This is a genomic window from Gelidibacter algens, from assembly GCF_001678675.1.
Classification (GTDB): Bacteria; Bacteroidota; Bacteroidia; order Flavobacteriales; family Flavobacteriaceae; genus Gelidibacter; species Gelidibacter algens.
In genome coordinates this window covers 43348-67533 of sequence record NZ_LZRN01000002.1, presented here as the reverse complement: position 1 = coordinate 67533, position 24186 = coordinate 43348, and the positions used below count along the sequence as shown (strand labels likewise).

23 protein-coding genes and 1 other RNA gene are annotated in these 24186 nt (G+C 35.5%); 14 read left to right on the top strand and 10 right to left on the bottom strand.

The window, feature by feature from the left end; genetic code table 11:
- Window positions 1-17: 17 nt before the first annotated feature.
- Window positions 18-485: a GNAT family N-acetyltransferase gene (locus tag A9996_RS01190; RefSeq protein WP_066430031.1), complete on the top strand. Its 468-nt coding sequence runs from the start codon at window positions 18-20 to the stop codon at window positions 483-485.
- 29 nt (window positions 486-514) lie between these two features.
- Complete coding sequence (locus tag A9996_RS01185; protein ID WP_066430029.1) at window positions 515-1012, top strand: SRPBCC family protein; 498 nt, start codon at window positions 515-517, stop codon at window positions 1010-1012.
- Here A9996_RS01185 and A9996_RS01180 read toward each other — a convergent pair.
- The 4 genes from A9996_RS01180 to A9996_RS01165 all read right to left on the bottom strand — a co-directional run bounded on the left by A9996_RS01180 (window position 990) and on the right by A9996_RS01165 (window position 3398).
- The gene (locus tag A9996_RS01180; RefSeq protein WP_066430027.1) at window positions 990-1346 is read right to left on the bottom strand and encodes a DUF1801 domain-containing protein; all 357 of its coding nucleotides are present in this window, start codon (window positions 1344-1346) and stop codon (window positions 990-992) included. The genes A9996_RS01185 and A9996_RS01180 overlap by 23 nt on opposite strands.
- 135 nt (window positions 1347-1481) lie before the next feature.
- Window positions 1482-2315 carry an alpha/beta hydrolase family protein gene (locus tag A9996_RS01175; RefSeq protein WP_066430025.1) on the bottom strand — a complete coding sequence of 278 codons (834 nt, stop codon included), beginning with the start codon at window positions 2313-2315 and terminating at the stop codon, window positions 1482-1484.
- A 112-nt stretch (window positions 2316-2427) separates the two neighbouring features.
- Window positions 2428-2934, bottom strand: coding sequence for a hypothetical protein (locus tag A9996_RS01170; protein ID WP_066430022.1), 507 nt, complete (start codon window positions 2932-2934; stop codon window positions 2428-2430).
- Complete coding sequence (locus tag A9996_RS01165; protein ID WP_066430020.1) at window positions 2931-3398, bottom strand: hypothetical protein; 468 nt, start codon at window positions 3396-3398, stop codon at window positions 2931-2933. Before A9996_RS01165 ends, A9996_RS01170 begins: the two co-directional genes overlap by 4 nt.
- A gap of 173 nt (window positions 3399-3571) precedes the next feature.
- Between A9996_RS01165 and A9996_RS01160 the strand changes: the two genes are divergently transcribed.
- The 7 genes from A9996_RS01160 (at window position 3572) to A9996_RS01130 (ending at window position 11756) form a co-directional block, all read left to right on the top strand.
- The gene (locus tag A9996_RS01160; protein ID WP_066430018.1) at window positions 3572-4198 is read left to right on the top strand and encodes a hypothetical protein; all 627 of its coding nucleotides are present in this window, start codon (window positions 3572-3574) and stop codon (window positions 4196-4198) included.
- 82 nt (window positions 4199-4280) lie between these two features.
- A complete protein-coding gene (locus tag A9996_RS01155) occupies window positions 4281-4574 on the top strand; it encodes a winged helix-turn-helix domain-containing protein (protein ID WP_066430016.1) in 294 nt (97 codons plus the stop codon).
- Between the two features lie 77 nt (window positions 4575-4651).
- The gene (gene creD, locus A9996_RS01150) at window positions 4652-6034 is read left to right on the top strand and encodes a cell envelope integrity protein CreD (protein ID WP_066430014.1); all 1383 of its coding nucleotides are present in this window, start codon (window positions 4652-4654) and stop codon (window positions 6032-6034) included.
- Between the two features lie 91 nt (window positions 6035-6125).
- Window positions 6126-6509, top strand: coding sequence for a ribosomal maturation YjgA family protein (locus A9996_RS01145; protein ID WP_066430012.1), 384 nt, complete (start codon window positions 6126-6128; stop codon window positions 6507-6509).
- On the top strand, window positions 6496-7158 hold the full coding sequence (locus A9996_RS01140) for a DUF1361 domain-containing protein (protein ID WP_066430010.1): 663 nt from the start codon (window positions 6496-6498) through the stop codon (window positions 7156-7158). Before A9996_RS01145 ends, A9996_RS01140 begins: the two co-directional genes overlap by 14 nt.
- Before the next feature lie 131 nt (window positions 7159-7289).
- Complete coding sequence (locus A9996_RS01135; protein WP_066430007.1) at window positions 7290-9194, top strand: TlpA disulfide reductase family protein; 1905 nt, start codon at window positions 7290-7292, stop codon at window positions 9192-9194.
- A 480-nt stretch (window positions 9195-9674) separates the two neighbouring features.
- On the top strand, window positions 9675-11756 hold the full coding sequence (locus tag A9996_RS01130; RefSeq protein ID WP_066430005.1) for an acylase: 2082 nt from the start codon (window positions 9675-9677) through the stop codon (window positions 11754-11756).
- Window positions 11757-11800: 44 nt separating this feature from the next.
- Here the strand turns inward: A9996_RS01130 and A9996_RS01125 are convergent, their stop codons facing one another.
- Both A9996_RS01125 and A9996_RS01120 read right to left on the bottom strand, forming a co-directional pair.
- The gene (locus A9996_RS01125) at window positions 11801-13006 is read right to left on the bottom strand and encodes an NAD(P)-dependent oxidoreductase (protein WP_066430003.1); all 1206 of its coding nucleotides are present in this window, start codon (window positions 13004-13006) and stop codon (window positions 11801-11803) included.
- 240 nt (window positions 13007-13246) lie between these two features.
- Complete coding sequence (locus tag A9996_RS01120) at window positions 13247-13459, bottom strand: hypervirulence associated TUDOR domain-containing protein (RefSeq protein ID WP_066430001.1); 213 nt, start codon at window positions 13457-13459, stop codon at window positions 13247-13249.
- 215 nt (window positions 13460-13674) lie between these two features.
- On the opposite strand from A9996_RS01120, the gene A9996_RS01115 reads away from it, so the two are divergent.
- On the top strand, window positions 13675-14445 hold the full coding sequence (locus A9996_RS01115) for a DUF1206 domain-containing protein (protein WP_066429998.1): 771 nt from the start codon (window positions 13675-13677) through the stop codon (window positions 14443-14445).
- 289 nt (window positions 14446-14734) lie between these two features.
- Window positions 14735-15130, top strand: a transfer-messenger RNA (tmRNA) gene (ssrA, locus tag A9996_RS01110).
- A gap of 262 nt (window positions 15131-15392) precedes the next feature.
- Here the strand turns inward: ssrA and A9996_RS01105 are convergent.
- The 4 genes from A9996_RS01105 to A9996_RS01090 are packed head-to-tail and all read right to left on the bottom strand — an operon-like array spanning window position 15393 to window position 20108.
- Window positions 15393-17045 carry a sodium/sugar symporter gene (locus tag A9996_RS01105; protein WP_066429997.1) on the bottom strand — a complete coding sequence of 551 codons (1653 nt, stop codon included), beginning with the start codon at window positions 17043-17045 and terminating at the stop codon, window positions 15393-15395.
- 27 nt (window positions 17046-17072) lie between these two features.
- Entirely contained in the window at window positions 17073-18095 is a 1023-nt protein-coding gene (locus tag A9996_RS01100) for a UDP-glucose--hexose-1-phosphate uridylyltransferase (protein WP_066430244.1), read from the bottom strand.
- A 21-nt stretch (window positions 18096-18116) separates the two neighbouring features.
- Entirely contained in the window at window positions 18117-19268 is a 1152-nt protein-coding gene (galK, locus tag A9996_RS01095; protein WP_066429996.1) for a galactokinase, read from the bottom strand.
- Window positions 19269-19277: 9 nt separating this feature from the next.
- A complete protein-coding gene (locus A9996_RS01090) occupies window positions 19278-20108 on the bottom strand; it encodes an aldose 1-epimerase (RefSeq protein ID WP_066429995.1) in 831 nt (276 codons plus the stop codon).
- Between the two features lie 226 nt (window positions 20109-20334).
- Between A9996_RS01090 and A9996_RS01085 the strand changes: the two genes are divergently transcribed.
- From A9996_RS01085 to xylA, 3 genes are read left to right on the top strand one after another with little or no spacing between them, the layout of a single operon-like run.
- Window positions 20335-21333, top strand: a complete 999-nt coding sequence (locus A9996_RS01085; RefSeq protein ID WP_066429994.1) for a GntR family transcriptional regulator — start codon at window positions 20335-20337, stop codon at window positions 21331-21333.
- A 4-nt stretch (window positions 21334-21337) separates the two neighbouring features.
- Window positions 21338-22831: a xylulokinase gene (locus tag A9996_RS01080; protein WP_066429993.1), complete on the top strand. Its 1494-nt coding sequence runs from the start codon at window positions 21338-21340 to the stop codon at window positions 22829-22831.
- A 20-nt stretch (window positions 22832-22851) separates the two neighbouring features.
- Window positions 22852-24177 (top strand): xylose isomerase, encoded by a 1326-nt coding sequence (xylA, locus tag A9996_RS01075; RefSeq protein ID WP_066429989.1) that lies wholly within the window; start codon window positions 22852-22854, stop codon window positions 24175-24177.
- Window positions 24178-24186 lie beyond the last annotated feature (9 nt).

The following is a 24186-nucleotide window of genomic DNA, read 5'->3' as shown; positions in this document are numbered from 1 at the left end:
TTAGATAATATCACGTTTTGGATATAGAAATTAGACAAGCAACCTTAGACGATTTACCGGAAATCACCTCCATCTTTAGAGACACTATCCGTACCGTAAACAGCAAGCATTATTCTGAAAAGCAAATTCAAGTTTGGTCTTCTGGTGCTGACGACATTGACAAATGGCAAGAGCGCATTGAAAAGTTTTATTTTCTTGTGGCAGAAGCGAAGCAGCAAATTGTGGGCTTCTCTTATCTTACAAACGGAAATAAAATGGATGGGTTGTACGTACATAAAAATTTCCAGAGACGAACCGTTGGGTCAAAACTGCTTCGCATTATGGAATCGAGAGTATCTGTCAACGGCTTTGATGTTCTGAAGTGTGACGCGACCATTACGGCTTTTGATTTTTTTGATTCCCACTATTATGAAGTGGAGAAAAAACATAAAAAGAATTTTAAAGGTTTAGCTTTTGAACACTACCTAATGTACAGGGAACTTTAATATTTTATTTCAGGATTTAAAATCCGGGTATGCCAAAAATCGAGTTAAACACTTTCATCACTGCAAATAAAACGTTGGTTTTTGATTTAGCCCGTAGCATTGATCTTCACAAAATTTCAACCCAAAATACTAAGGAAACAGCAATTGCTGGAAAAACCCACGGACTGATAGATTTAAATGAATCTGTGACCTGGTATGCCAAACATTTTGGAGTGTATCACACGCTGACATCAAAAATTACAGCATTCAATCCACCATATTATTTTGTTGATGAAATGGCGTCTGGTATTTTCAAAAGTTTTAAGCACGAGCATCATTTTAAAGATTTAGACGGTGGCACATTAATGACTGATGTTTTTGAATATGAATCGCCTTACGGGGTTTTGGGCAGATTAGCTGATCACCTTTATCTTCAAAAATATATGACCAAGTTCCTTAGAGAGCGCAATCAAATCATAAAGGAATTTGCGGAATCTGATAAATGGAAAAAAGTGATCCCAACAACTAATAAAACTTATGCTCCCTAAACTTATAGGCCTGCTTTACCATTTCTATAACAACCACATCATCAATTTCATCTAAGGTTTTATAGCGCAATGATTTCATGCGTTTTCGTTTATCAGTAACTAACAATTCTGTATATGTTGTAAAACGCGCCGCATTCCAAAATACCAAATCCACATAGCCTTTGGTTTGGTTGATATAGCAAATAGGACGCTTATCTATATAAAAGAATGGCAAACTCCATTTAAATAATAACTCAGTATCAGGAACAGTCACCTCAATCAGCATTTGTAAATGCATCATGATGGAACGATATGGTTCTGATTGCTTTAGGATGTAGGCTTCTGCTGGTTTCAAGGTTTTTTAGTTTCTGGTTTCTGTTGTTTCTAGTTTCTAGTTTCTAGTTTCTAGTTTCTAGTTTCTAGTTTCTAGTTTCTAAAGTTTATCGTTTTAAATAGTAGAAAATAGGAATGGTAAGAAATTTTTGAAATTTTAATCAGAAAGAACGTGACTTTGATTTTGGATAAAAAAATCATTAGAGGCATCCAAAATGTACCCTAAACTATAGCTGTCAAGAATGCTATGACCTTCTTTTTGCAGAATCTCCAGCTTCACATCCTTGTTATATTTTTTCAACTCAAAAAACATTTCTTCCGCTTGTTCAACTGAAATGACTTCATCGTTTTTACCGTGAAAAATAAGTAACGGTTTCTTATAATCTTGTGCATAATGTATTGGAGAAATCTCGTTTAAATATTTAGCCTTCTTTGATCCAAGTGCAAAATTCCAAAATTCATAAGCAAAATAGTTATCTTCTTTTTTCTGGGTCTTCAACCAAGCTTTAATATCTGAAGGAGCAGAAACCGCAACTCCCTTTGCATAAAGGTCTGGATACTTCAGTAAACTCATATAAACCGCATATCCACCATAACTGTGTCCAAAAATAAATGTGCTGTTAGCGTCTAAGTTATATTTTTCTATAGCAAAATTAGTTGCATCAGCAATATCGTTAATCATTACTTCATCAATACTATTGACACCAGATAAAACGTGTTCTTTACCAAAACCTGTTGAACCTCTAAAATTCACCCTAAGCGTTGCATAACCTCTATTCGAAAAATAATGAGCATAACTATCTAATTCCCAATAATCTCTTGCCCAAGGACCTCCATGGGGAATAACTACCAGCGGAATTGGTTCACTATTAGAATAGTGTATTGGCAAAGTTACATAACAAGGAATCCTAAAATCGTCTCTTGCTTTGGCAATTACAATTTTTGTTTTAGATAATTTGTAATTATTGAGCTCTTCATTAAAATAAAACATCACGTAATAGGCATCTTCCTTAACTTTATAAACTCCAATATTTCCTGCATTTGTATCACTCCATTGATGGATCAGTAATCTGTCGCCATTTGAATCAGAACCAATGATATCATTAATATAATCTGGATTGTTTTTTATTCAAAGAGGCATGATAGCTGCTCATTTTTGGGGAGAACCATTTAAAATAAGGAGCAATACTTTCAAATCTAATTCCAGCCAAATCTCCATTTGAAAAATCATAAATAAAGGAAATATCTCTTCCATGAGGATCATTCACATCACAATTTGGATCTTCAACCAGAATATCAACAACTTTTTCTTTTGCTAAATCATAAGAAATAAGTTGTCTTTTATCTGAATTTAAATTAGTTGTTATATAGATTATATCTTCTTCTAAACCAAATCCCTCAAAGTTTACGTTCTGACTCAAATAAGACGTAGCATCTATTTTTAATGGAATATCTTGATTATCCATTTTCAGATAAAATTGCTCCCATTTGTTGTTTTTAGAGCTCCTAACTAGATAATCATATCCAGTGTCATTATATCGAATACCTAGTCTTATATTGCCCTCACTATCTAAGATCCATCTGTGTATCTTTTCGTATTTTTCCGTCAATGTACGGTTATTTTTTGACCTGTAAAAATATTTACCCTCTTTATACTACAATACCCACTGTAGTCATAGGTTTGTATTAAAATTTCATTTTTATTGCTATGCAACAAATTGACCACGCCATTAACTCTTATATTTTCGTGTAATTTATATAAATCTCTTGTCAATTGATCTGCCATCCTATCAACAATAAGCGTTGCATTTGTACCATCAATATCGATCGCAAAAATTTCTCCTAAAGATTCATAAATTAAACGTTTGGAAGATAGCCAATAGACATTCTGAATTGCTGTATGTCCAACTGGAATTCGTTTAAAAAGTGAATAACTGTCAATATCTATAACTACAATGTCAATTTCAATATTGTTTTCAACTACTTCTACAAAATATTTTCCGTCAGGAGATATAGAAAAATTATTCTGGGTGGGTTTCTTAAATAATATCTCAGGCGGCACATTTGTACTCAAAGAGTCTTGAGCGTTTACATTACAAAAAACTAAAAAACTAGAAGAATAAAAAGCGGTGTTGGTTTCATAAGCGTTTAGGGCTCAGGGTGAATTATTGAAATAATATCAAATCTAAGTTTTAATTTGTATAAACAAAATAAATATATTAGCTTTGTATTTCAAAGTACTTTACTATGGAATCGAAAGACTATCTAAAAGACATCAGCGAGATTAAAAATATGATGAATAAGTCGTCACGGTTTATTTCGTTAAGCGGATTGTCTGGTATACTCGCTGGTATTTATGCACTAGTAGGTGCCTTTATAGCTCATAATATTATTCAAGAGATTAAGATTATAGAAAATCCTTTAAAACGATTTTTTGTAATCTTTGATACGGTCACTACGCTATTTGTCGTTGCGGTGTCAGTGATTTTACTTTCCATCTTTACGGGAATAGTTCTTACTGTAAGAAAAGCTAAAAAAAATAATGCACGTATTTGGGATGGTTCATCCAAACGGCTCGTCATCAATTTCTTAATACCACTTGTTACTGGGGGTTTATTTTGCCTCGTTTTAATTGATAAAGCAGTGTTCGGTTTAATTGCGCCGGCAACACTGATCTTCTATGGATTGGGTTGTATCAATGCCAGTAAATATACTTTGGGCGACATTAGATATTTAGGATTGATCAATGTTGCTTTAGGGCTCGTCGCTACCCAGTTTGTCGGTTATGGCTTGTACTTTTGGGCCTTAGGTTTTGGCGTTATGCATATTGTTTATGGAGCCGTGATGCATTTTAAGTATGACAGAATTAAGTGAACAGTGTCCACTAGCAGTTGACAATAACACAAGAATAAATTGACCTTTAAAATATGAAATCCTTGCCTTCGCAGGAAGTACTATGAGCATCATCAACAACATAAATAAAGTATTCGATCACAGAATCCGTTTAGGAATCATGTCTGTGTTGATGGTCAATGAATATGCCGATTTTAATACTTTAAAAGAACTTTTGGAAGTCACCGATGGTAATTTGGCAAGCCACGCAAAAGCATTGGAGGCCGCAGCATATATTAAAGTAGAGAAACAATTTATAGGAAGAAAACCCAACACACGTTATAGTACCACTAAACTAGGCGAAGCTGAATTTAAGAAACATATTGAAGCGCTTGAAAAACTAATCAATAAAACATAGTCTCCTCTATTACACTAACAACAAACATTTTTTTTATCAATCAACTTTGAAATACAAAGTACTTTAAACTTTAACTCATGGAACACACTGAAAAACAATCTCCACAGCCCAACAAATTTAGCAATTGGCTAAAAACATCCATTACCGCAAGAATGATCATGGTAGGTTTCTTGATACTCATTTTATTGATTCCTCTTTCCTATATAAATAGCTTGATTACCGAGCGCTCGTTCAGACAACAAGATGTGGTCAATGAAATCAATGACAAATGGGGAAACAACGTCCTCTTATACGGACCCATTTTAAAATTGCCGTATAACACCTATTCTCAAACCTCAACCTTTAACGAAAAGACCAAAACCTATCTCAAGGAAACACAAACCCATATCAATTACGCCTACATTTTTCCCGAAAGTCTGGATGCTGATGTCACTGTGAATTCCAAAACTTTAAATCGTGGCAACTTTGAATCGGCCGTATTTACAACCAATATGGCGTTCAAGGGGCATTTCATACCTACAGATTTGGCTGACAAAGGCATTAAAACAGACGCTATCATTTGGGATAAAGCAAGTGTGATTTTTAAGACTTCCAATTTGAAAGGCATCAAAAGCGAATTGATTTTAAAATTGAATGATAACAGCTACACTTTCCAGACCAATTATAGCGATGACCAACAGTCTAACGATGGACATTTGGACACCTTGGAATCTGGTTTTCTCAAAATCGACGACGCTCAAAATCAAGGAAACTCAGAATTCAGCATGGCAATGTCTTTCAACGGAAGCAAGCAAATCGAGCTGATTCCCGTTGGGAAAACCACCACCATGAGCATGGCTTCCAATTGGCCAGACCCAAGTTTTATCGGCAATTATCTGCCAAATGACGAATCAAAAACCATTAGTAAAGATGGCTTTGAGGCCCATTGGAGCGTGCTCCACATCAACCGGGCATTCTCGCAACAGCATTTGAACAAAATTCCGAATCTTAACGAGTTTGCTTTCGGAACAAAATTCATGGTCATGGTCGATGAATACCAAAAAAGTGAACGCTCCGCCAAATATGGCTTTCTCGTCATTGGGCTTACCTTTCTCATTTTCTTTTTGATGCAAACCATGAGCAAAATTAACATTCACCCGTTTCAATATCTGATGATTGGCATTGCCCTGACCATGTTTTACACTTTATTGGTGTCCATTTCTGAGCACAGTAACTTCCTAAAAGCCTACCTCATCGCCGGCATTTCGGTCATTACTTTAATTGCGCTCTATTCAAAATCAATCCTGACAAACTGGAAGTTCCCAATGTTTATTGGCGCATCGCTGACTGCATTGTACACCTTTATCTATGTCATTATCCAGTTGGAAAACTACGCGTTGCTAGTGGGCAGTATCGGTCTGTTTCTCATTTTGGCCATAGTGATGTTTATATCACGAAAAATTGATTGGAATAACGGATGATTGATACCCATAATAATGTGGGTGTTACCCTGCACTTGCTTTCCGGCAAGAGCAGGGTCGCGCTTTCACCGTACTTCTTAATACTATCCACATGAAATTCAAATTCACTACAGTTTACTTTCTCAGCTTCATCCTGCTACTGCTGACCGAAATCTTGATTGCAACATTCTTGGTCACAGGATTTATCCGGCATACGTTCGGTGATTTTTTAGTGGTGATTTTAATCTACTGTTTCTTAAAAAGTTTTTTGGATACAAAACCAATATACCTTGCTTTAGCTGTGTTGGCATTCTCATTTCTGATTGAGTTTTTGCAACTATTCCAACTTTTGAAACTTTTAAATCTTGAAAACAATCACATGGCAAAACTTATTTTGGGCAGCACATTTCACGTCTCAGATTTAATCGCATACACGCTCGGAATTCTATTTATATTAATTGTCGAATCAAATTATACTAAGCATGCAAGCACTTAAAACACTGCTCTTCAATCGGTTTAAAATTGTAGTTATGTTAATAACTTCAATGGCGTTGAGCATCATTATTTTGGCTCTCCGCATGAAGCTTAACCACTCCTTCTTTTTCCTGTTTCTGATTTGGAATTTGATTTTGGCACTGATTCCGTATCTTATTACTACCTATCTCAGCAGTAAAGCGCACATCAACAAATGGATACTTGGTTTCGGGTTTTGTGTTTGGTTACTCTTTCTGCCCAACGCACCTTATATTCTGACAGATTTGTTACATCTCAATGCCCTTGAAAGCCGATGTATATGGTTAGATGTTTTGGTGATTACCTCATTTGCCTGTAACGGAATTTTACTTTTTTACCTTTCGATTTTTGATATGGAAGTCCTTTTGAAACGCGTGCTGAACGACAGAATTTTGAAATATGTCCTACTGTCATTATTCCCATTAACGAGTTTCGGGATGTATTTGGGACGATTTTTACGCTATAATTCGTGGGAAATTCTGCAAAACCCATTCGCTTTGTTTGCAGATATTTTTGATATTTTAGTACATCCAACAGATCATTTACAAGCTTGGGTATTCACCTTGACATTTGCAGCATTTTTAGGTGTTGGTTATTGGATCTTTAAAGGATTTAATACTGTCGAAAACTAATAGTATCTACAAAAAATTTTGTAGTCGTCTTCTACCCTATTGAGTTCCAGCTTTTAATATATCATCCTCTAAATCTTTATCATTCAATGAATATTCTCTATTTTAGATCCACATTAACTTAAATAGTCCACATGAAAAAAATCACTTTGTATTCATTTTTAATGCTATTGGTATTTTTCTCCTGTAAAGAGGAAGAAGAAAAAAAAGCACAACTACTTACCATGGGCCAATTAACCATCTCCAAAGAGCAACCCTCGCCAGGCGATGAAATCGAGCTAATTTATAACAGTAAAGACGAAGTCGAGGCTTTTTACGCCTATATGGTAGACGACAAAAATTATCCTCTCGACATTGACTTTTCAGAAAAGGATGGCGAACAAAAAGGGTCTATAAAGATTCCAGATTCAGCCGTTGCTCTTGCATTTATCATAAAAGCTGATGACAAATTCGATGACAACAATAAAAAAGGCTATTTGCTACCTTTATATACTAAAGATGGTAAGCAAATAAAAGGTAGTAATGCCGCCACCTCTTATTACGCATTGGGAAATGGTAGCGATTATGGCATCAAAATGGATGAAAAAGTCGCTTTTGAAGCAATTAAAACGGATATGACTGCGCATCCTGAACTTCAATCGGATTGGAATAATTCCTATCTACAAATGGCATTCAGGAATAACAAAGAAGAAGGTAAAAAACTCATTGATGCCTATGCTACTTCTATGGAGAAAAAAAATGATGTTTCTGAAAAAGAGTACACCTCCATGATGCAATTTTATAACATGACCGGAGAGCAAACCAAATATGATTCAATAAAGAACGTAGCCCTTGAGAAATTCCCAAACGGGAATACTGCTAATTATGAAATGGTAGAGCTGTTTCAGAAAGAAACCGATTTAGAAAAGAAAGCGGATATCTTCAAGAATTATGCTGATGCGAACTCAAAACTAGGAAACATAGGGAATTATATGGCTGGCACTTTGACCAGAACATATTATCAACAAAAGGACATGGACAATTTTGAGAAATATGTTTCCATGATTGATGATAAGTCCAGTAGAGCTTCAACCTATAACAACTTGGCTTGGCCAATGGCAGAAAGTGGTGAAAACTTAGATCAGGCCGCAAAAATGTCTAAAACATCTCTTGATCTCATCACTTCTCTAGAAAAAAATCCGGAAGACAAGCCAGATTATTATACGAAAAGACAATACGAAAAAAGTCTCAAATCTTCATACAACATGTATGCAGATACCTATGCTTTGATTTTATTCAAACAAGGCAAGGTGAAGGAAGCTATCACCTATCAGGAAAAAGCACAGGATCCAAAAGCACAAGACCCTGCTATGAACGCGCGCTATATCGAGTATTTAATGGCAGACAAACAATATGCAAAAGCTGCAGATAAAGCCGAAAATTTAATAAAGCTTGGTAATGGCAATACAAAAATAAAAGAGGCTTACAAAACAGCCTATCTTAAAGAACATCCGTCAGCAAAAGATGCGGATCAGAAATTGGCGGCTTTTGATGAAGAGGCTTATAAAAAACAAGTAGCGGAAATCAAAAAAACGATGCTCGATGAAGAAGCGCCAACATTCACATTGAAAGACACAAAAGGTAAGGACGTTTCTTTAGAAGCGCTGAAAGGAAAAACGGTGATCTTGGATTTTTGGGCAACCTGGTGTGGCCCTTGTATCGCATCGTTCCCTGGGATGCAAGAAGTGGTTACTAAATACAAAGACGATGACAAAGTAGTTTTATTGTTTGTAGATACTTTTGAAAGAGACAAGAATAGAGAAAAAATGGTCGTAGATTTTATTAAAGAGAACGATTATGATTTTCATGTGGTCTATGACAATGAAATTGAGGGCAGCAATAACTTTGAAGTGGCTGAAAAATATGATATTTCAGGAATTCCAACCAAAGTTATCATTGGACCAGATGGACGAATGAAATTCAAATCTGTTGGCTATAATGGCTCTAATGAAAAACTGGTTAAAGAAATGGATATTATGATTGACATTTTGAAACCATAAGCAAAATAAAACATTTAAGAAAAAAGCCTGAAATTCAATTTTCAGGCTTTTTGTATATTTCACAGCTACCTCACAGATCTTTATTCATATTATGAATCAGATCAGTATTAATTTTTGAAACCTATTTCCATCGTTTGACAACTGGAAACCAATAGCATCAAAAGATTTAGTATAGTTTCCATTGGCTATATTTTTTTTGGTTATAATTCATAAGAAATTAATCAGAATCCCTTTCTTCTTCTCTTCATTGTTATTTCAGTAGAAATCACACCAAACAACAAATGGAAGCTTAAGTATCTAATAATTCAATAGGCTTTTTATCTAAATGTTGCATGTAATCTCCAGAAATAAATCTGTATCAAAAATAGCTATCGTAAAAAATGATCAGTAAAATCCAAATCTAAAAATAAAAAATAATTTCTCTATGGATTTCGATTTAAAACATAGTGTATCTTTAAGTACTCTGAAAATCAATATCATATGAAAAATTTATTAGTTTCTTCGCTATTTATAGTAAGCCTAATTTTAAATGGTTTTAGCCAAAATGATTCCCCTACAACAATTACTTGGGATACTTGGGGTGTACCGCATATTAAAGCGGACAATTTGGAAGATTTGTTTTTTGCTCAAGGATGGGCAGAAATGCATAACCATGCAAATCACATCATAGAGCTTTTCGGGGTTTCTAGAGGACGCGGAGCAGAGTATTGGGGCAAGGACAAGTTGATAGATGATATGTTGATCCATACATTGGGCTTTTCTGAACTGGCCGATGCCTGGGAAAATACCCAAGACCCCATCACCAAAAAAATCTACGATTCCTTCGTGAGTGGACTTAATGCCTATGCAGAGGCGCACCCAGAGGCAATTGACGAAGCAAATAAAAAATTACTTCCCCTTACTTCCAAAGATGCCAAGATGCACAGCATGTACATCGTTTTTACAAGATTTATAGGGGGTGGAGATTTGGGTCGTGTGCAAGATTGGCCAGACATGGGATCAAACGCTTATGCCATAGGTCCATCTAAGTCAGCATCTGGCAACGCGATGTTGGTCCAAAACCCTCATCTACCATGGTTTGGCGAATTTCTGTTCTTTGAATCTCATTTCAATTTAAATGGTAAGTATATGTACGGCGCCAATCTTGTGGGGTTGCCAGGAATTGCGATCGGATTTAATGACCATCTTGGTTGGAGCCATACGGACAATACCATTGATAATGCTGATACCTATGAACTAGACTTGAAAGATGGTGGCTATTTGATTGATGGTGAAAGGAATGATTTTGAAGTATCAAGCAAAACTATTAAAATCAAGCAAGAAGACGGGACATTGATCGAACAGAACATCCCTATCATGAAAACAAAATATGGCCCTGTGGTTAAGAAATCAGAAGACAAGGTCTTGGCCATAAGAATGGTCGGAATGGACAGGCCGGATATGGCCTTACAATGGTGGAAAATGATCAATGCTTCAAATTTTAATGAATTTGAATCAGCCCTAAAAATGGCTCAGATTCCTTTTTGGAACGTGATGTATGCAGATGATGCGGGCAACATATTCTATCTTTTTAACGGGCTGGTTCCTAAACGGAGTTCTGGAGATTGGGAGTATTGGAACCGATTTATCCCTGGAGGAAAGTCCGCCGATCTGTGGACAGAAGTCCACTCCTATTCTGATTTACCAAAAGTAAAAAATCCAGAGACTGGATGGTTACAAAATTCGAATGATCCTCCATGGACCAGCACACTACCAATGATTCTAAAACCAAGTGATTTTCCGTCGTATATGGCACCCGTTTATATGTCTTATAGATCGCAAAGGGCTGCCAGAATGCTGATGGAAGATAACTCTATAACCTTTGATGAATTGGTTGATTATAAGCTTTCCACTCATTTGGAATTTGCGGATAGAATTCTCGATGATTTGGGAAGGGCCGTTGCAAATTCTGATTCAGATAAAGCCAAAGAAGCCATGAAGGTATTGACTGCTTGGGACAGGGAAGCAAATAATAATAGTCGCGGAACCTTGCTTTTTTATAATTGGGCAGGAAAGTTTAATATATGGAGGGTCAGTAATTATGCTGAAAGTTGGAGTTTTGATTCTCCAAACACCACACCAGATGGTCTTTCCGATCCCACAACCGCTGTCTCATTATTAGAAACTGCAGCGAACGAAATTGAAGCTGGATTTGGCAAACTCGATGTCCCATGGGGTGATTACTACCGCATCACATATGGAGATAAAGATTTACCTGCAAATGGAATGGATGGCGCCCTAGGAACCTTTAGAGTAGCTTGGCCAGGGAGTACTGATGCTACACATGCATATGTTGGGGGTGGCGATTCTTGGGTAGGCGTCATTGAATTTGGCAAAACACCTAAGGCCAAAGTCTTACTAAGTTATGGTAATGCAACCCAAAAAGACTCTCCACACTTTGGTGATCAACTAGAACTTTTCTCCAAAAAAGAATTAAGGGAGGCATGGTTTACAGATGCAGAAATTAAGGCTAATACAAATTATGTAGAAGTATTGAAGGGCAATAAGTTTGTTAGAGATTAACCAATCTAATAGCTAGAATTCAAGAATCAAACACTTAGCGTGTATTATTCTATTCCATCTACATAATCCTGTAAATATTGAAAACGTTCAGTGAGCTTGCCATTCTTTGATATTCTGGCGCGCTTTAGGATTCCGCGCTCATCGTCATTAAAAAATGCAGGAATAACATTTTCTAAAAACATTTCACCAAAACCTTCACTGGCATCTTTAGGAAGTTCGCACGGCAAATTATCAACAGCCATAATGGTTATGGCGTTTTGGGAATCAAAAGCTACTTCCTTTTCTGTTTTGGCATCATAGCCATAAAATGGATCGGCAATTGTTGAAGCCCTTATGGTTGAAGCTACGGGACCATCAATATCACAGCTGATATCTGCCACAAGGTTGATCTTAAAATCTGCCGATTTTGCATCCCTACGGGTGAATAAATAAGGAGCATTGTTGCCATAAAAATGTCCAGCAATAAACATATCCGTTTCTTTGGCATATGGCATAAAATTGCTCTCGTAATCTGAAGGATCCTTGTAGAACTGCTGTTTGCTGCCTACTTTTCCGTCCTTTCGTTTACTATATTCCATCACATCTACCATACAATACACCGGTTCTGTGAATTTTGAAGTAAGATAAAGCGCATCGCTCACTTCCTTAATTTTTAAATGATCCAATATTTCTTTGGCACCATAGGCGACCTTTCCTGTTCCGGAAAGTAGAATTTTAATGTTTGGAATAGTTATTTTATCAAGCTCATCCTTTACACTGCTCAAATCAGATAGTAATTGCACCTTTGGAAGATCAAACAATTTTTCTCGCAATCCTAAAGCTCTAAATGCGTTGTAAGCACCAACCAATCCCGCATAACGGCCAAATCCAATGAGGCGTGCGCCACTTTTTTTGACGATGGTTTCATGATCAAGCAGTTCAATGTTATTTTCAAGAATAGCTTGAAGCAAGTGCCTATTGTAAGGTTGTTTTTTGATGGTATGTGAAAAGAAAAAATAGTGTTTATTGGGAATCAACGCCTCAATTGGCACTTCCTTAACACCAATCATGACATCTGCATCCGAAACATCATCGGTCACCTCAAACCCTAAGGCTCTGTATGCCGAATCCGGAAATATCCTGATGTCACTGGATTCCACAATAAACTCTGCCTCTGGAAATTCCATGCGAGCTTCTGCTAATTTTTCTGGTGAGAATACGACACGTCTGTCTGGCGGATTTTTACGTTCTTTGATGATGGCGAATTTCATTAAAACTTGTTTTTTTATTTCCGCAAACCTACCTATCGGCAGATAGGGGCGGAAATCTAAAGATTAAACCTAAAGATAAATCGGACAATACCCGGCAATAATCCTGTCTTCCAATAAGCAGACAAGCAAATCTCTTTCTAAAAACTGCTTACTGAGGACTGAGGACTGTTTACTAAAATCTCTTTTTGACGAAAATAAGTCGATTTGTAGGCTTTAGCAAGCAATCGACAATTAAAATCTTTAAGACAGGCGCTCAACCTCACTTTCGCTTTTCAAAACGTGGTCGCCATCTTCTTGTTTGATGTAAAGTGCTTTGTTATCGTGTTCGCCGTTTCTTGTGATTTCGGTTCCTTTGATGGTTTTAGTGACGGGGTTGGTATAGGTTTCTACAACCTTACCTTCTGCCTTGCCTGAACCCCAATTCCATTGGACTAATGTTCCTTTTCTGATCATGGTTTTTGTTTCAATTTAATGTTTTTTTATGAAAGGATAATGAACCCATCCTACAATCGTCAAGTGTTTCAATAAGACATTGAAATTCAACTACTTAATATAAGTTCGACTCAAATTCAAAGTTTTGAATACGTTAGTATTTCTTTGAATAAGGTTATCATTATTGAACTAATTTCAGTTCATTGGAAGTAACAATAACTTCAAAAACTATAAATATGAGTCAAAAAAAAGAAACAATTTCACGAATAGGGATGGTGGCCAAAGGCGCTATTTATCTGTTAATAGGGATTTTAACGGCGCTTCCAATTTTCGGATTGGGAGGCAAGACCTCAAGCAGCAAGGGCGCCTTACGTTTTTTGGCAGACCAATCTTACGGACAGGTTTTATTGGTCATTCTTGGACTTGGCCTGTTAGGCTATTTATTTTTTAGAGGGTATCAGGCGATTGCGAACTTAAAAAATCATGATGACAATGCTAAAGGATATCTCATGCGTGGTAGTTATCTAGTTAGTGGTTTAGTTTATGGATATTTAGGATTTACCGCACTCAAAATGGTTTTTGGTAGTTCTAGTGGCAAATCAAGTTCGGTTTCAAAAGTTTTAAATTCAGAATACGGTAATACAATTGCCATTGGCATAGCATTGGTTTTGGTAGGAAAAGCGATTTACGAATTTTACATGGCCTACTCCGGAAAATTTAAAGAAGAGGTTGAGCAGGCAGGAATTGACCACAAGGCAAGAACTCTTTTAACCAATGCAGGCACGATTGGGTTTACCGCTAGAGGTATTGTTGCGGGAATTTTGGCGTATTTATTTTTTAAAGCAGGACTTCAAAATTCGAGCGGTGATCTCAACAGAGCGGACGCTTTTAATTTGCTTCAAAATGAGTTTGGTTCCATCATTATGGCAATCGTTGCTGCCGGGATTGCTTGCTATGGTGTGTTTATGTTGATAAAATCGAAATACCCTGATGTAGATTTACGCTAATTAGGTTTTAATGGGTCTATTATTTTCAAAAATTAATTTTTGGCCTAAATTAACATTGTAAATCAAAATTACTATCGGAGTATATGGAATGAACTTTGCAATAAGATTAAAGAATAATCGCAAGAATCAAAGTTTTTGATATCTTTGCAAGCTGCGTTAGCGATTACTCATGTATTTTTATTTTAACAAATAGGAATTCGTGAACTCTTCGAGTTTGAAGCGACATCCTTTTGCCCCTTCGGCAAAAGATATAGCTGAAAGGGAACGCCCAAATAAATAATATCTAAACGGGGTCGACTGGTTTTGACAGCGAGATTTATTGAACGGTAAGCACGTCGTGTAATGAAATTGAAACACGTAAAAGACTATTTCAAACTTTTAAACGGCGAGAATAACTACGCTTTAGCTGCATAATCCGAATTACAGTAGGATTTGCTAATCTCTACCAGGTAGGGAAGCTAAATGTCTCTTGAAAGCCCTGGTCAGCGGCGGTCAGCTTAGAGACATCGTAAATGTTGACATAGGGAGTGAAGCGCTTTGATTTGCTCTTGAAACTAAAGAAGATAAGTTGTGGGTGGGTTGTCTTTAACCAGCCTGCAATCGAAAACCCAAGAAAAGAATAAACGTGTAGAAGGCCCTTTGATGACTTGTTTGGACGAGAGTTCGATTCTCTCCGGCTCCACTTATTGAGTATCAAAACTCACCAAAAACCCTGTAATCATATGATTTACAGGGTTTTTCATTTTATTCAATATCAATTAAAATCATCTAATATCATCCAAATCGAGACCAATTCGGTGGCCCCAAAAAACGAGGCCTCCGAATGGCACTTAATTTGGATCAAGTCATAAAGTTGTGGGGTTTTAAGATTAAGCAAAAATTGTTGTCAGTCTATACAGGAAGAATTCTATGTTAGTAGAAAACAAACTTCTATCTTAATTAAATAACTAATTCCAAAACACGCTATATAATACTACTAGGATGAGCATCACAGAGAAAGCACCTATGTTGAATAGTGGGCTTGTTTTAAATAAGTCTTTAGTGATGTCAATGCCTTTTTCATCATCGGCGCCATTGTGTTGAAAATAACTAACTAATGCTATAACAATCATTGTTAATATAGCTGTGTATCCCATCTGATCCATAAAAGGCACATCCACAAAAATATAGGATGTTGACCAGCCTTTTGGTGCTACTTTAAAATACATCGCTATCGGAATAGATACTAAGGCACCTACAATCGCTGCCTTATTTGTGGTTTTCTTCCAGAATAATCCTAAAATGAATACTGCCAAAATCCCCGGACTCACAACACCCGTATATTCTTGTATAAATTGAAACGCTTGGTCTATATCACCTAATTGTGTCGCCATAATACAGGCTACTAGTAAGGCTACACCTGCTGATTTTCTACCCATACTTACCGTCGCTTTATCATTAGCATTCTTATTGATATACTGCTTATAAATATCCATGGTAAAAATGGTTGATGTCGAATTTAACATAGAGGCTAACGACGACACAATTGCTGCTGCTAAGGCTGCAAAGGCAACGCCTTTAAGTCCTGTTGGTAAAAATTGCAATAACCAAGGGTAGGCTTTATCGGCTTGTTCTAATGAAGGAATATTATTTAATGCAGCATCGCCCAGTCGCCCCATAATCTCTGGATCGTTAATCATTAAATAAGCTGCTATTCCTGGGATAACTACTATTAACGGAATTATTAATTTTAAAAACGCTGCAAACAAAATTCCTTTCTGAGCTTCTTTTAAAGATTTGGCTGCTAAGGTTCTTTGAATAATATACTGATTGAATCCCCAATAATATAAATTCGCTACCCACATACCTCCTACTATTACACCCAGCCCCGGTAGATTGTTATACTCTGGATTTGATTTATCTAAGATCATGGCAAAACGTTCTGGTACGGTGTCATAAATCGTAGTCAATCCAGCCATAAAACCTGCGCCGTCTGATAAGGTGTTTAATGCTAAATAGGTTGTTATTAATCCACCCAACACTAAAAAAATGACTTGAATCACATCGGTCCAAGCTACAGCTGATAAGCCTCCATATAACGAATAGGCCGCGGAAAACAATGCTAATCCCAAAACACCATACATCATTGGAATGCCCATAATTGTTTCTAATGCCAAAGCGCCTAAATACAAAACGGTGGTTAGGTTTACAAATACATACAAAGCGATCCAAAATATTGCTAAAATGGTTTTTAGATTAGTAGAAAATCGCTTTTCAAGGAATTCTGGAATGGTGTAAAGTTCTTTTTCTATAAATATGGGTAGAAAAAATTTTCCAACTATTATTAATGTGATGGCGCCCATCCATTCATAACTGGCTATAGCTAGTCCTGATGCAAAACCAGAACCGGACATCCCTATAAATTGCTCTGCTGATATATTAGCCGCGATTAATGAGGCGCCAATAGCCCACCATGGTAATGATTTACTGGCTAAAAAATAATCTTCTGCATTTTTTTGATGTCCCTTTTTATCTCTGGAAACCCATAAGCCGACTCCTAATATTAATATGGCATACGCAATAAAGACGAAATAGTCCCAAAATTCAAAATTTGATGTCATAATAGTTTAGTTTGCTTTGCTATTCTTTTAAAAAATTAATTCTTTTAAACTTTGAGATGCTATTTCCGCCGTTATATCTCGTTGTGGTGAACCAAACATCTCATAACCTACCATAAATTTCTTAACCGTTGCACTTCTTAGTAGTGGTGGATAAAAACTCATATGCCAATGCCAATGGCTATGGTCTTTTCCATCCGTTGGTGACTGATGTATACCACTAGAATAAGGAAATGAGGTATTGAATAATTTATCGTATGTTTTGGTGATAACTGATATAGCTTCTGCAAAAAGATTCGATTCTTTTTCTGTCATCTCCAAAATATTTTTTTGGTGTCTCTTAGGCAATATCATCGTTTCAAATGGCCAGATAGCCCAGAAAGGTACCAGAATAACAAAAGACTCATTTTCAAAAATAATGCGTTCTTGTTTTTTTAATTCTTGATTTAAATAATCTCCTAAAAGACTATTTTTGTTTGTATTGTAATATTTTAACTGCTGTGTATTCTTTTTATCAACTTCATTTGGCAGTGTTGACTGGCTCCATATCTGTCCATGTGGATGCGGATTGCTACAACCCATTATAGCCCCTTTGTTCTCAAATATTTGAACATAGTTAATGCTTTTGTTTTTCCCTAGTTCTCTATATTCATTTTGCCATACCTCTACTATTTTAGTGATATCTTTTGGGTCCATATCTCCCAAACTTTTAGAATGGTCTGGACTAAAACATACTACTTTACAAATACCTTTTTCGCTATGTGCTATTAGCAAGCCGTCTTCTTTTTTGAATATTTTAGAATCATTCTGTAAAGCTGCAAAATCATTGGTAAACACAAAAACATCTTCGTATTTTGGGTTTAGTTCGCCATTGATTCTTGTGTTACCCGCACATAAATAACAGGTACTATCATAAGTTGGTCTCTTTTGATTGGAAACTTCTTCGTTTTGCCCTTGCCATGGGCGTTTGGCCCGATGTGGTGATACCAATACCCATTCGCCTGTTAGTATATTTAAACGCTTATGTGAGTAATCTTGTAGATCCGAATTCATACTATTAATCATCTTGATTAGTTATTCAATAATGCCTGTACCATTTGAAAGTGCTACTTCGTATATAGAACAATCTTTATGGAATTGATTTCTATAGGCTTCGGCAACATAGACTTTAAAAGATTCTGTTTCGATTTTTTCTATCAAATTAATGGTGCAACCACCAAAACCACCGCCCATCATTCTTGCTCCTAAAATATGGCTATTCAATTTCGCTTGGTCAACTAAAAAATCTAATTCTTCACAACTTACTTTGTATTGATGTTGTAAGCCTTCATGTGAGGCATAGATTAATTTCCCTAGTAATTCTAAATCACCCGCTTCTATCGCTTTTGATGCTTTGACTGCTCTATCGTTTTCTTGAATCACATAGAGTGCCTTTTGGTAATTTTCGGGCGTTACATTATTCCTTATTGATTCTAAATCATATTCAGTGGCATCTCTAAGTGCTTTTACATTCAGCAAATCTGCAATAGACTCACAAACCGAACGTCTGTCATTATATGCACTATCAGATAAATTATGTTTTACATTAGTATTGATTAATATCAGCTCATGATCTTTAAAGTCAATTTCATAACTCTTTGATTTTACTGTTCTGCAATCCAATAAAAATGCATTGTTCACTATACCAAACATACTAGCATACTGGTCCATGATGCCACATTTAACACCAACATAGTTATGTTCTGCCATTTGTGAGATTAAAATCATCTCATCTTTTGATAAACTCAAATCAAACAGTTCATTTAGACCAAACACCACACTATTTTCTAATGCGGCTGATGACGACATACCTGCGCCTCTAGGAATATCACCACCAAAAGCAATATTAAAATTGCCGATGGTAATATTTCTGCTTTGAAGTTCAGCCACCACGCCCAATACATAATTTTCCCAGCTCCCTTTAGATGAAGGCTTTAAATCATTTAAATAAATCGTAACGATTTCCTCTTTATCTACAGCATAAGCCATGGAAAAACTCTTTGAATCACTTTTTCCTATGGCGGCTATAATACCTTTATTAATAGCTGCAGGAAACACAAAGCCACCGTTATAATCGGTGTGTTCTCCAATAATATTAATTCTGCCTGGGGAAAATATCATCAGTGGTTCTGTTTTAAATCTTTCCTGAAAACTAATTTTAATCTTTTGTATTAAATTGGTATTCATGTTTTTAGTTTAAACATTATCAATATTTAAATTCCAGTTGATTGAGTACGTATCACCGGGCTTCAATGTTTTTAACCCTATACCATTGTTAAAACTATCTGAACCCCCTGTAGTTGGTTCTATGGCAATGGTGTTTTTTTGTGGTGGTGTGTAGAGTTGTAAATAGGAATCTTCTTCAGATGTTCTTAAAGTTAAAACGTATTTTGGTGTTTTAAACACAGTATATTTAGAATTTAAAACAAAACAATCATCTAAAAATTGATTATTTATTTTAAAGCAATCAGCATTCTCATTGATCACAATTTTTTCTGTTATATTTCTTTTGTCTAATTGTAATTTTAAATTGGAATCAAAAATAAGTGAACTATTATGCAAATCACTACTTAAAAAATAGGGATGCCAACCCAAGGTAAAAGGAAAAGGTTTAGAATCAGTGTTTTTTATTTCCACATTTAAATCTATTGTGGTTTCTGTTAATATATATTCCAGGCAAATGACATATGTGAATGGAAATCCGTTAGATTCATTTTTTTCATGATACATAAGTTTTACTGAAGCATATGTTTCAGTACCCTCTTTATGTATAACCTCAAATGTTTTATTATATACCAGTCCATGAAGCGCATTATTCAGCTTCTCTTCATTAATATCAAATTGATAGGAAATCCCTTCAAATGTATAGCTACCATCTTTAATTCTATTAGCAAATGGAAACAGAATTGAAGAAGCATATGTAGTATCATATGCAAATGGTGACATGTCCTTTATCAATTCATGACCTCCTAATGTTAGTTCTTGTAAACTGGCACCTTGGTTAAGATGAATTTTTGCTTTAGACACTTTTTTTTATGCCTATTATTTCTAGATTATTTTTTTTCTGGTTGATTTTGAACATTTTTAAATTTCGCTAAAATTGCGTTATAAAATTTCCACATTTCTTGTCAATGCATGACGCATAAATCTTTTTGCTTTTATTCGAGACTATAAATTATTAACTTAATTTCTCAAATATTCTTTTCTAATACACAAATATATTATATTTTCACATACCAGAACAGAACAGTATATGAAAAATAATTTGTCATTAAATATTGATCATGATAGTGATACTCCAAAATATCAACAAATTGTAAATGCAATCAATGATAGTATTTCAAAGGATCTTATATCAATTGGCTATACTTTACCTTCTGTAAATTCCATTTGTAAGGACTGTAAATTATCTAGAGACACCGTTTTTAAAGCGTACTCAATACTTAAGGATGCTGGTGTTATTGAAGCAGTTCCAAATAAAGGCTATTATGTAGCCAGTAAAACAAAAAAGGTGCTTTTGGTTTTAGACACCCTCAAAGCTTATAAAGAAGTTTTATACCATTCATTTACTAACAACTTACCAGACACAATCATAACGGATGTTCAATTTCACCATTATAATATCGATAACTTTAAAACTATAATCAACAACAATATTGGTAAATATTATAAATATGTCGTGATGGGCTTCGACAACAAAACCATTCCGTCAATTTTATCAAAAATCAGCGATGATAAATTGTTGTTAATTGACTGGAAAATAAACGCTACTAAAGAAAACAATTATGTGTACCAAGATTTTGGGCCATCGTTTTTAAATTCTTTAGAGCAAGGGTTAGAGTTGTTCAAAAAGTATAAAGAGATTCATTTCTTATATCCTTCATTTACTAATCACCCTATTGAAACTGTTGAATATTTTAAAAAATTCTGTAAAAAAAATCAATTTGATTTTAAAATGATTACCAATTCGAAAGAGTTTAATGTTGAAAGAAATGTAGCCTATATAAGTGTCAGCGATAGGATGCTGGGATTATTTTTAGAGCAGTGTAGGGATAAGGAATTTGAACCAGGGGTAGATGTGGGCTTTCTATCATACAATGAAACCCCCATGAAAAAATTCATCTATAAAGGCATCACAGTAGTCTCGACAGATTTTAAGGAACTGGGTACCAAAGCAGCCGAATTTATAATGGAAGACAAGCAAATACAATATTTAGTGCCAACAAAATTAATTATAAGAGACTCATTATAAAAAGATGTATTATATAGGATTTGATATAGGTAGTTCGTCAATAAAAGCTGCTTTGGTTGAAATTTCAACAGGAAAAAGCATTGGTGTTATACAAGAACCCAAAACCGAAATGAGCATGCTTGCTTTGAAAAATGGATGGGCGGAACAAAATCCAGAAGAATGGTGGCGACATATATGTAAGGCTATTGGACATTTAAAAAAGAAATACACAGTCTCAAGAAACCAAATAAAAGGTATTGGCATTTCGTACCAAATGCATGGTTTGGTTTTAGTGGACATTGATGGCAAGCCCTTAAGAAAAAGTATTCTTTGGTGTGATAGTAGAGCTGTTCAAATTGGAAAAGATGCGTTTTTAAACATTGGAAGTGAAAAATGTACTAGCCTATTATTGAACTCTCCAGCAAATTTTACGGCTTCCAAATTAAAATGGGTAAAAGATAACGAAGCAGACATTTATAAAAAAGCTTTTAAGTTTATGCTCCCTGGCGATTATATTGCCTTTAGGTTTTCCAACAAAATAAATACAACCATTTCTGGACTTTCGGAAGGTGTTTTTTGGGATTTCAAAAAGGATAATATTGCCCATTTTCTATTAGAATTTTATGGAATCGATGAATCATTAGTGCCAGATATTGTTGACACATTTGGCTTGCAATCTGTTGTAGATGAAAAAGGAGAATTGGAAAGCGGTCTAGCAGCTGGTACCCCAATATTATATAGAGCTGGAGATCAACCTAACAACGCGTTATCTCTAAATATATTTAACCCTGGAGAAGTTGCTGCTACCTGCGGAACATCAGGTGTCATCTATGCCGTAACCGAAAGTTTATCGGGTAAAGAAAGTACGAGAGTTAATAATTTTGCGCATGTAAACTATAAACAATCAAATCCCAGAATTGGAAAATTACTCAATATTAATGGAGCAGGTATTCAATACAGATGGCTGCTAAAAAATTTATCTGTTCATTCTTATGATGAGATGAATCAATTGGCATCACAAGTTCCAGTGGGTTCAGATGGCGTTTGTATGCTAACCTTTGGTAATGGTGCTGAAAGAATGCTAAACAATATGGAAATAGGCTCCCGATTGGTTAATTTGAATTTGAATAACCATCAAAAAGGCCATGTTTGCAGAGCTGCTTTAGAGGGCATTGCTTTTTCATTCGTATACGGAATGGAGATCTTAAAATCTGATGGTATTAAAATCAATGTTATGAGAGCAGGAAACGATAATTTATTCCGTTCAGAAATCTTCGCTAGTACCGTTGCCACATTAATAAACCAAGAAATTGAAATATATAACACAACAGGAGCTATAGGGGCGGCTAGGGCTGCGGGATTGCACAACGGTGATTTTGAATCTTATGCTAAACTTGTTGAAGAAAACGACTACATCAAGACGTTTATGCCCCTTAAAGATAAAGCTCCTTATTTAAAGGCTTATGAAAACTGGAAAGCTGAATTAAATCTTATTTTAAATAAAATAAACAAAACATAAACTTTTTAAAACATAAAACAATGGCGATTTTAGGAGACAAAGAATATTATAAAGGAATCAAAGACATTAAATTTGAAGGTGTGGCATCAGATAATCCTTTAGCTTTTAAATATTATAATCCAGAACAAGTGGTTGCTGGAAAAACGATGCGCGAGCATTTTAAATTCGCTATAGCCTATTGGCATACCTTCTGTGGTCAAGGATCTGATCCATTCGGATCAGGTACTCAAAAATTTGAATGGGATCAATCCAATAACCCTATCCAAGCGGCAAAAGATAAAGCCGATGCTGCTTTTGAATTTATAAGTAAAATGGGCTTTGACTATTTCTGTTTTCATGATTATGATTTAGTTCAAGAGGGTGCAACCTTTTCTGAATCTGAAGAAAGATTGGATACAATTACCAGCTATATAAAGGAAAAGCAAGCACAATCTGGCATTAAACTACTTTGGGGTACAGCTAACTGTTTTTCAAACCCAAGATATATGAATGGTGCAGCAACCAATCCAGAGTTTAATGTGGTTGCTAGAGCTGGTGGTCAAATTAAACTAGCATTGGATGCCACTATTAAATTAGGTGGTGAGAATTATGTTTTTTGGGGCGGACGTGAAGGCTATATGTCTTTATTAAATACCGATATGGGTCGTGAATTGGATCATTTGGGTCAATTTCTAACTATGGCTAGAGATTATGCCCGTTCTCAAGGATTTAAAGGTAACTTTTTAATTGAGCCTAAACCTATGGAACCGATGAAACATCAATATGATTTTGATACGGCTACCGCTATTGGATTTTTACGCCAATTTGGTTTAGATAAAGACTTCAAAATAAATATTGAAGTAAATCATGCTACTTTGGCACAGCACACATTCCAGCATGAAATTGAAACAGCAGCCAAAGCAGGTATGTTAGGTAGTTTAGATGCTAATCGTGGTGATTATCAAAACGGTTGGGATACCGACCAATTTCCAAACAACATCCAAGAAACTACAGAAGCTATGTTAGTGTTTCTTAAAGCGGGAGGTTTACAAGGCGGAGGAATAAATTTTGATGCCAAAATCAGAAGAAATTCTACAGATTTAGAAGATGTGTTCCACGCACATATTGGAGGCGCTGATACGTTTGCGAGAGCCTTACTAACTGCAGATAAAATTATAGCGTCATCTCCTTATGAAAAATTAAGAAAAGAACGATACAGTTCATTTGATACTGGTAAAGGAAAAGATTTTGAAACTGGTAAATTAAGCTTGTCAGACTTGTATAAAATAGCGCAGGAAAACGCTGAATTACCTCTTAAAAGTGGTAAACAAGAGTTGTTTGAAAATATTATTAATCAGTATATATAATCTAACGAT

Excerpts from the sequence above, each read along its gene's own strand:
- A9996_RS01185 (WP_066430029.1), top strand. The coding sequence starts at position 515 with ATGCCAAAAATCGAGTTAAACACTTTCATCACTGCAAATAAAACGTTG.
- A9996_RS01175 (WP_066430025.1), bottom strand. The coding sequence starts at position 2,315 with ATGTTTTATTTTAATGAAGAGCTCAATAATTACAAATTATCTAAAACA.
- A9996_RS01160 (WP_066430018.1), top strand. The coding sequence starts at position 3,572 with ATGGAATCGAAAGACTATCTAAAAGACATCAGCGAGATTAAAAATATG.
- A9996_RS01155 (WP_066430016.1), top strand. The coding sequence starts at position 4,281 with ATGAGCATCATCAACAACATAAATAAAGTATTCGATCACAGAATCCGT.
- creD (WP_066430014.1), top strand. The coding sequence starts at position 4,652 with ATGGAACACACTGAAAAACAATCTCCACAGCCCAACAAATTTAGCAAT.
- A9996_RS01145 (WP_066430012.1), top strand. The coding sequence starts at position 6,126 with ATGAAATTCAAATTCACTACAGTTTACTTTCTCAGCTTCATCCTGCTA.
- A9996_RS01140 (WP_066430010.1), top strand. The coding sequence starts at position 6,496 with ATGCAAGCACTTAAAACACTGCTCTTCAATCGGTTTAAAATTGTAGTT.
- A9996_RS01135 (WP_066430007.1), top strand. The coding sequence starts at position 7,290 with ATGAAAAAAATCACTTTGTATTCATTTTTAATGCTATTGGTATTTTTC.
- A9996_RS01130 (WP_066430005.1), top strand. The coding sequence starts at position 9,675 with ATGAAAAATTTATTAGTTTCTTCGCTATTTATAGTAAGCCTAATTTTA.
- A9996_RS01125 (WP_066430003.1), bottom strand. The coding sequence starts at position 13,006 with ATGAAATTCGCCATCATCAAAGAACGTAAAAATCCGCCAGACAGACGT.
- A9996_RS01120 (WP_066430001.1), bottom strand. The coding sequence starts at position 13,459 with ATGATCAGAAAAGGAACATTAGTCCAATGGAATTGGGGTTCAGGCAAG.
- A9996_RS01115 (WP_066429998.1), top strand. The coding sequence starts at position 13,675 with ATGAGTCAAAAAAAAGAAACAATTTCACGAATAGGGATGGTGGCCAAA.
- A9996_RS01105 (WP_066429997.1), bottom strand. The coding sequence starts at position 17,045 with ATGACATCAAATTTTGAATTTTGGGACTATTTCGTCTTTATTGCGTAT.
- A9996_RS01100 (WP_066430244.1), bottom strand. The coding sequence starts at position 18,095 with ATGAATTCGGATCTACAAGATTACTCACATAAGCGTTTAAATATACTA.
- galK (WP_066429996.1), bottom strand. The coding sequence starts at position 19,268 with ATGAATACCAATTTAATACAAAAGATTAAAATTAGTTTTCAGGAAAGA.
- A9996_RS01085 (WP_066429994.1), top strand. The coding sequence starts at position 20,335 with ATGAAAAATAATTTGTCATTAAATATTGATCATGATAGTGATACTCCA.
- A9996_RS01080 (WP_066429993.1), top strand. The coding sequence starts at position 21,338 with ATGTATTATATAGGATTTGATATAGGTAGTTCGTCAATAAAAGCTGCT.
- xylA (WP_066429989.1), top strand. The coding sequence starts at position 22,852 with ATGGCGATTTTAGGAGACAAAGAATATTATAAAGGAATCAAAGACATT.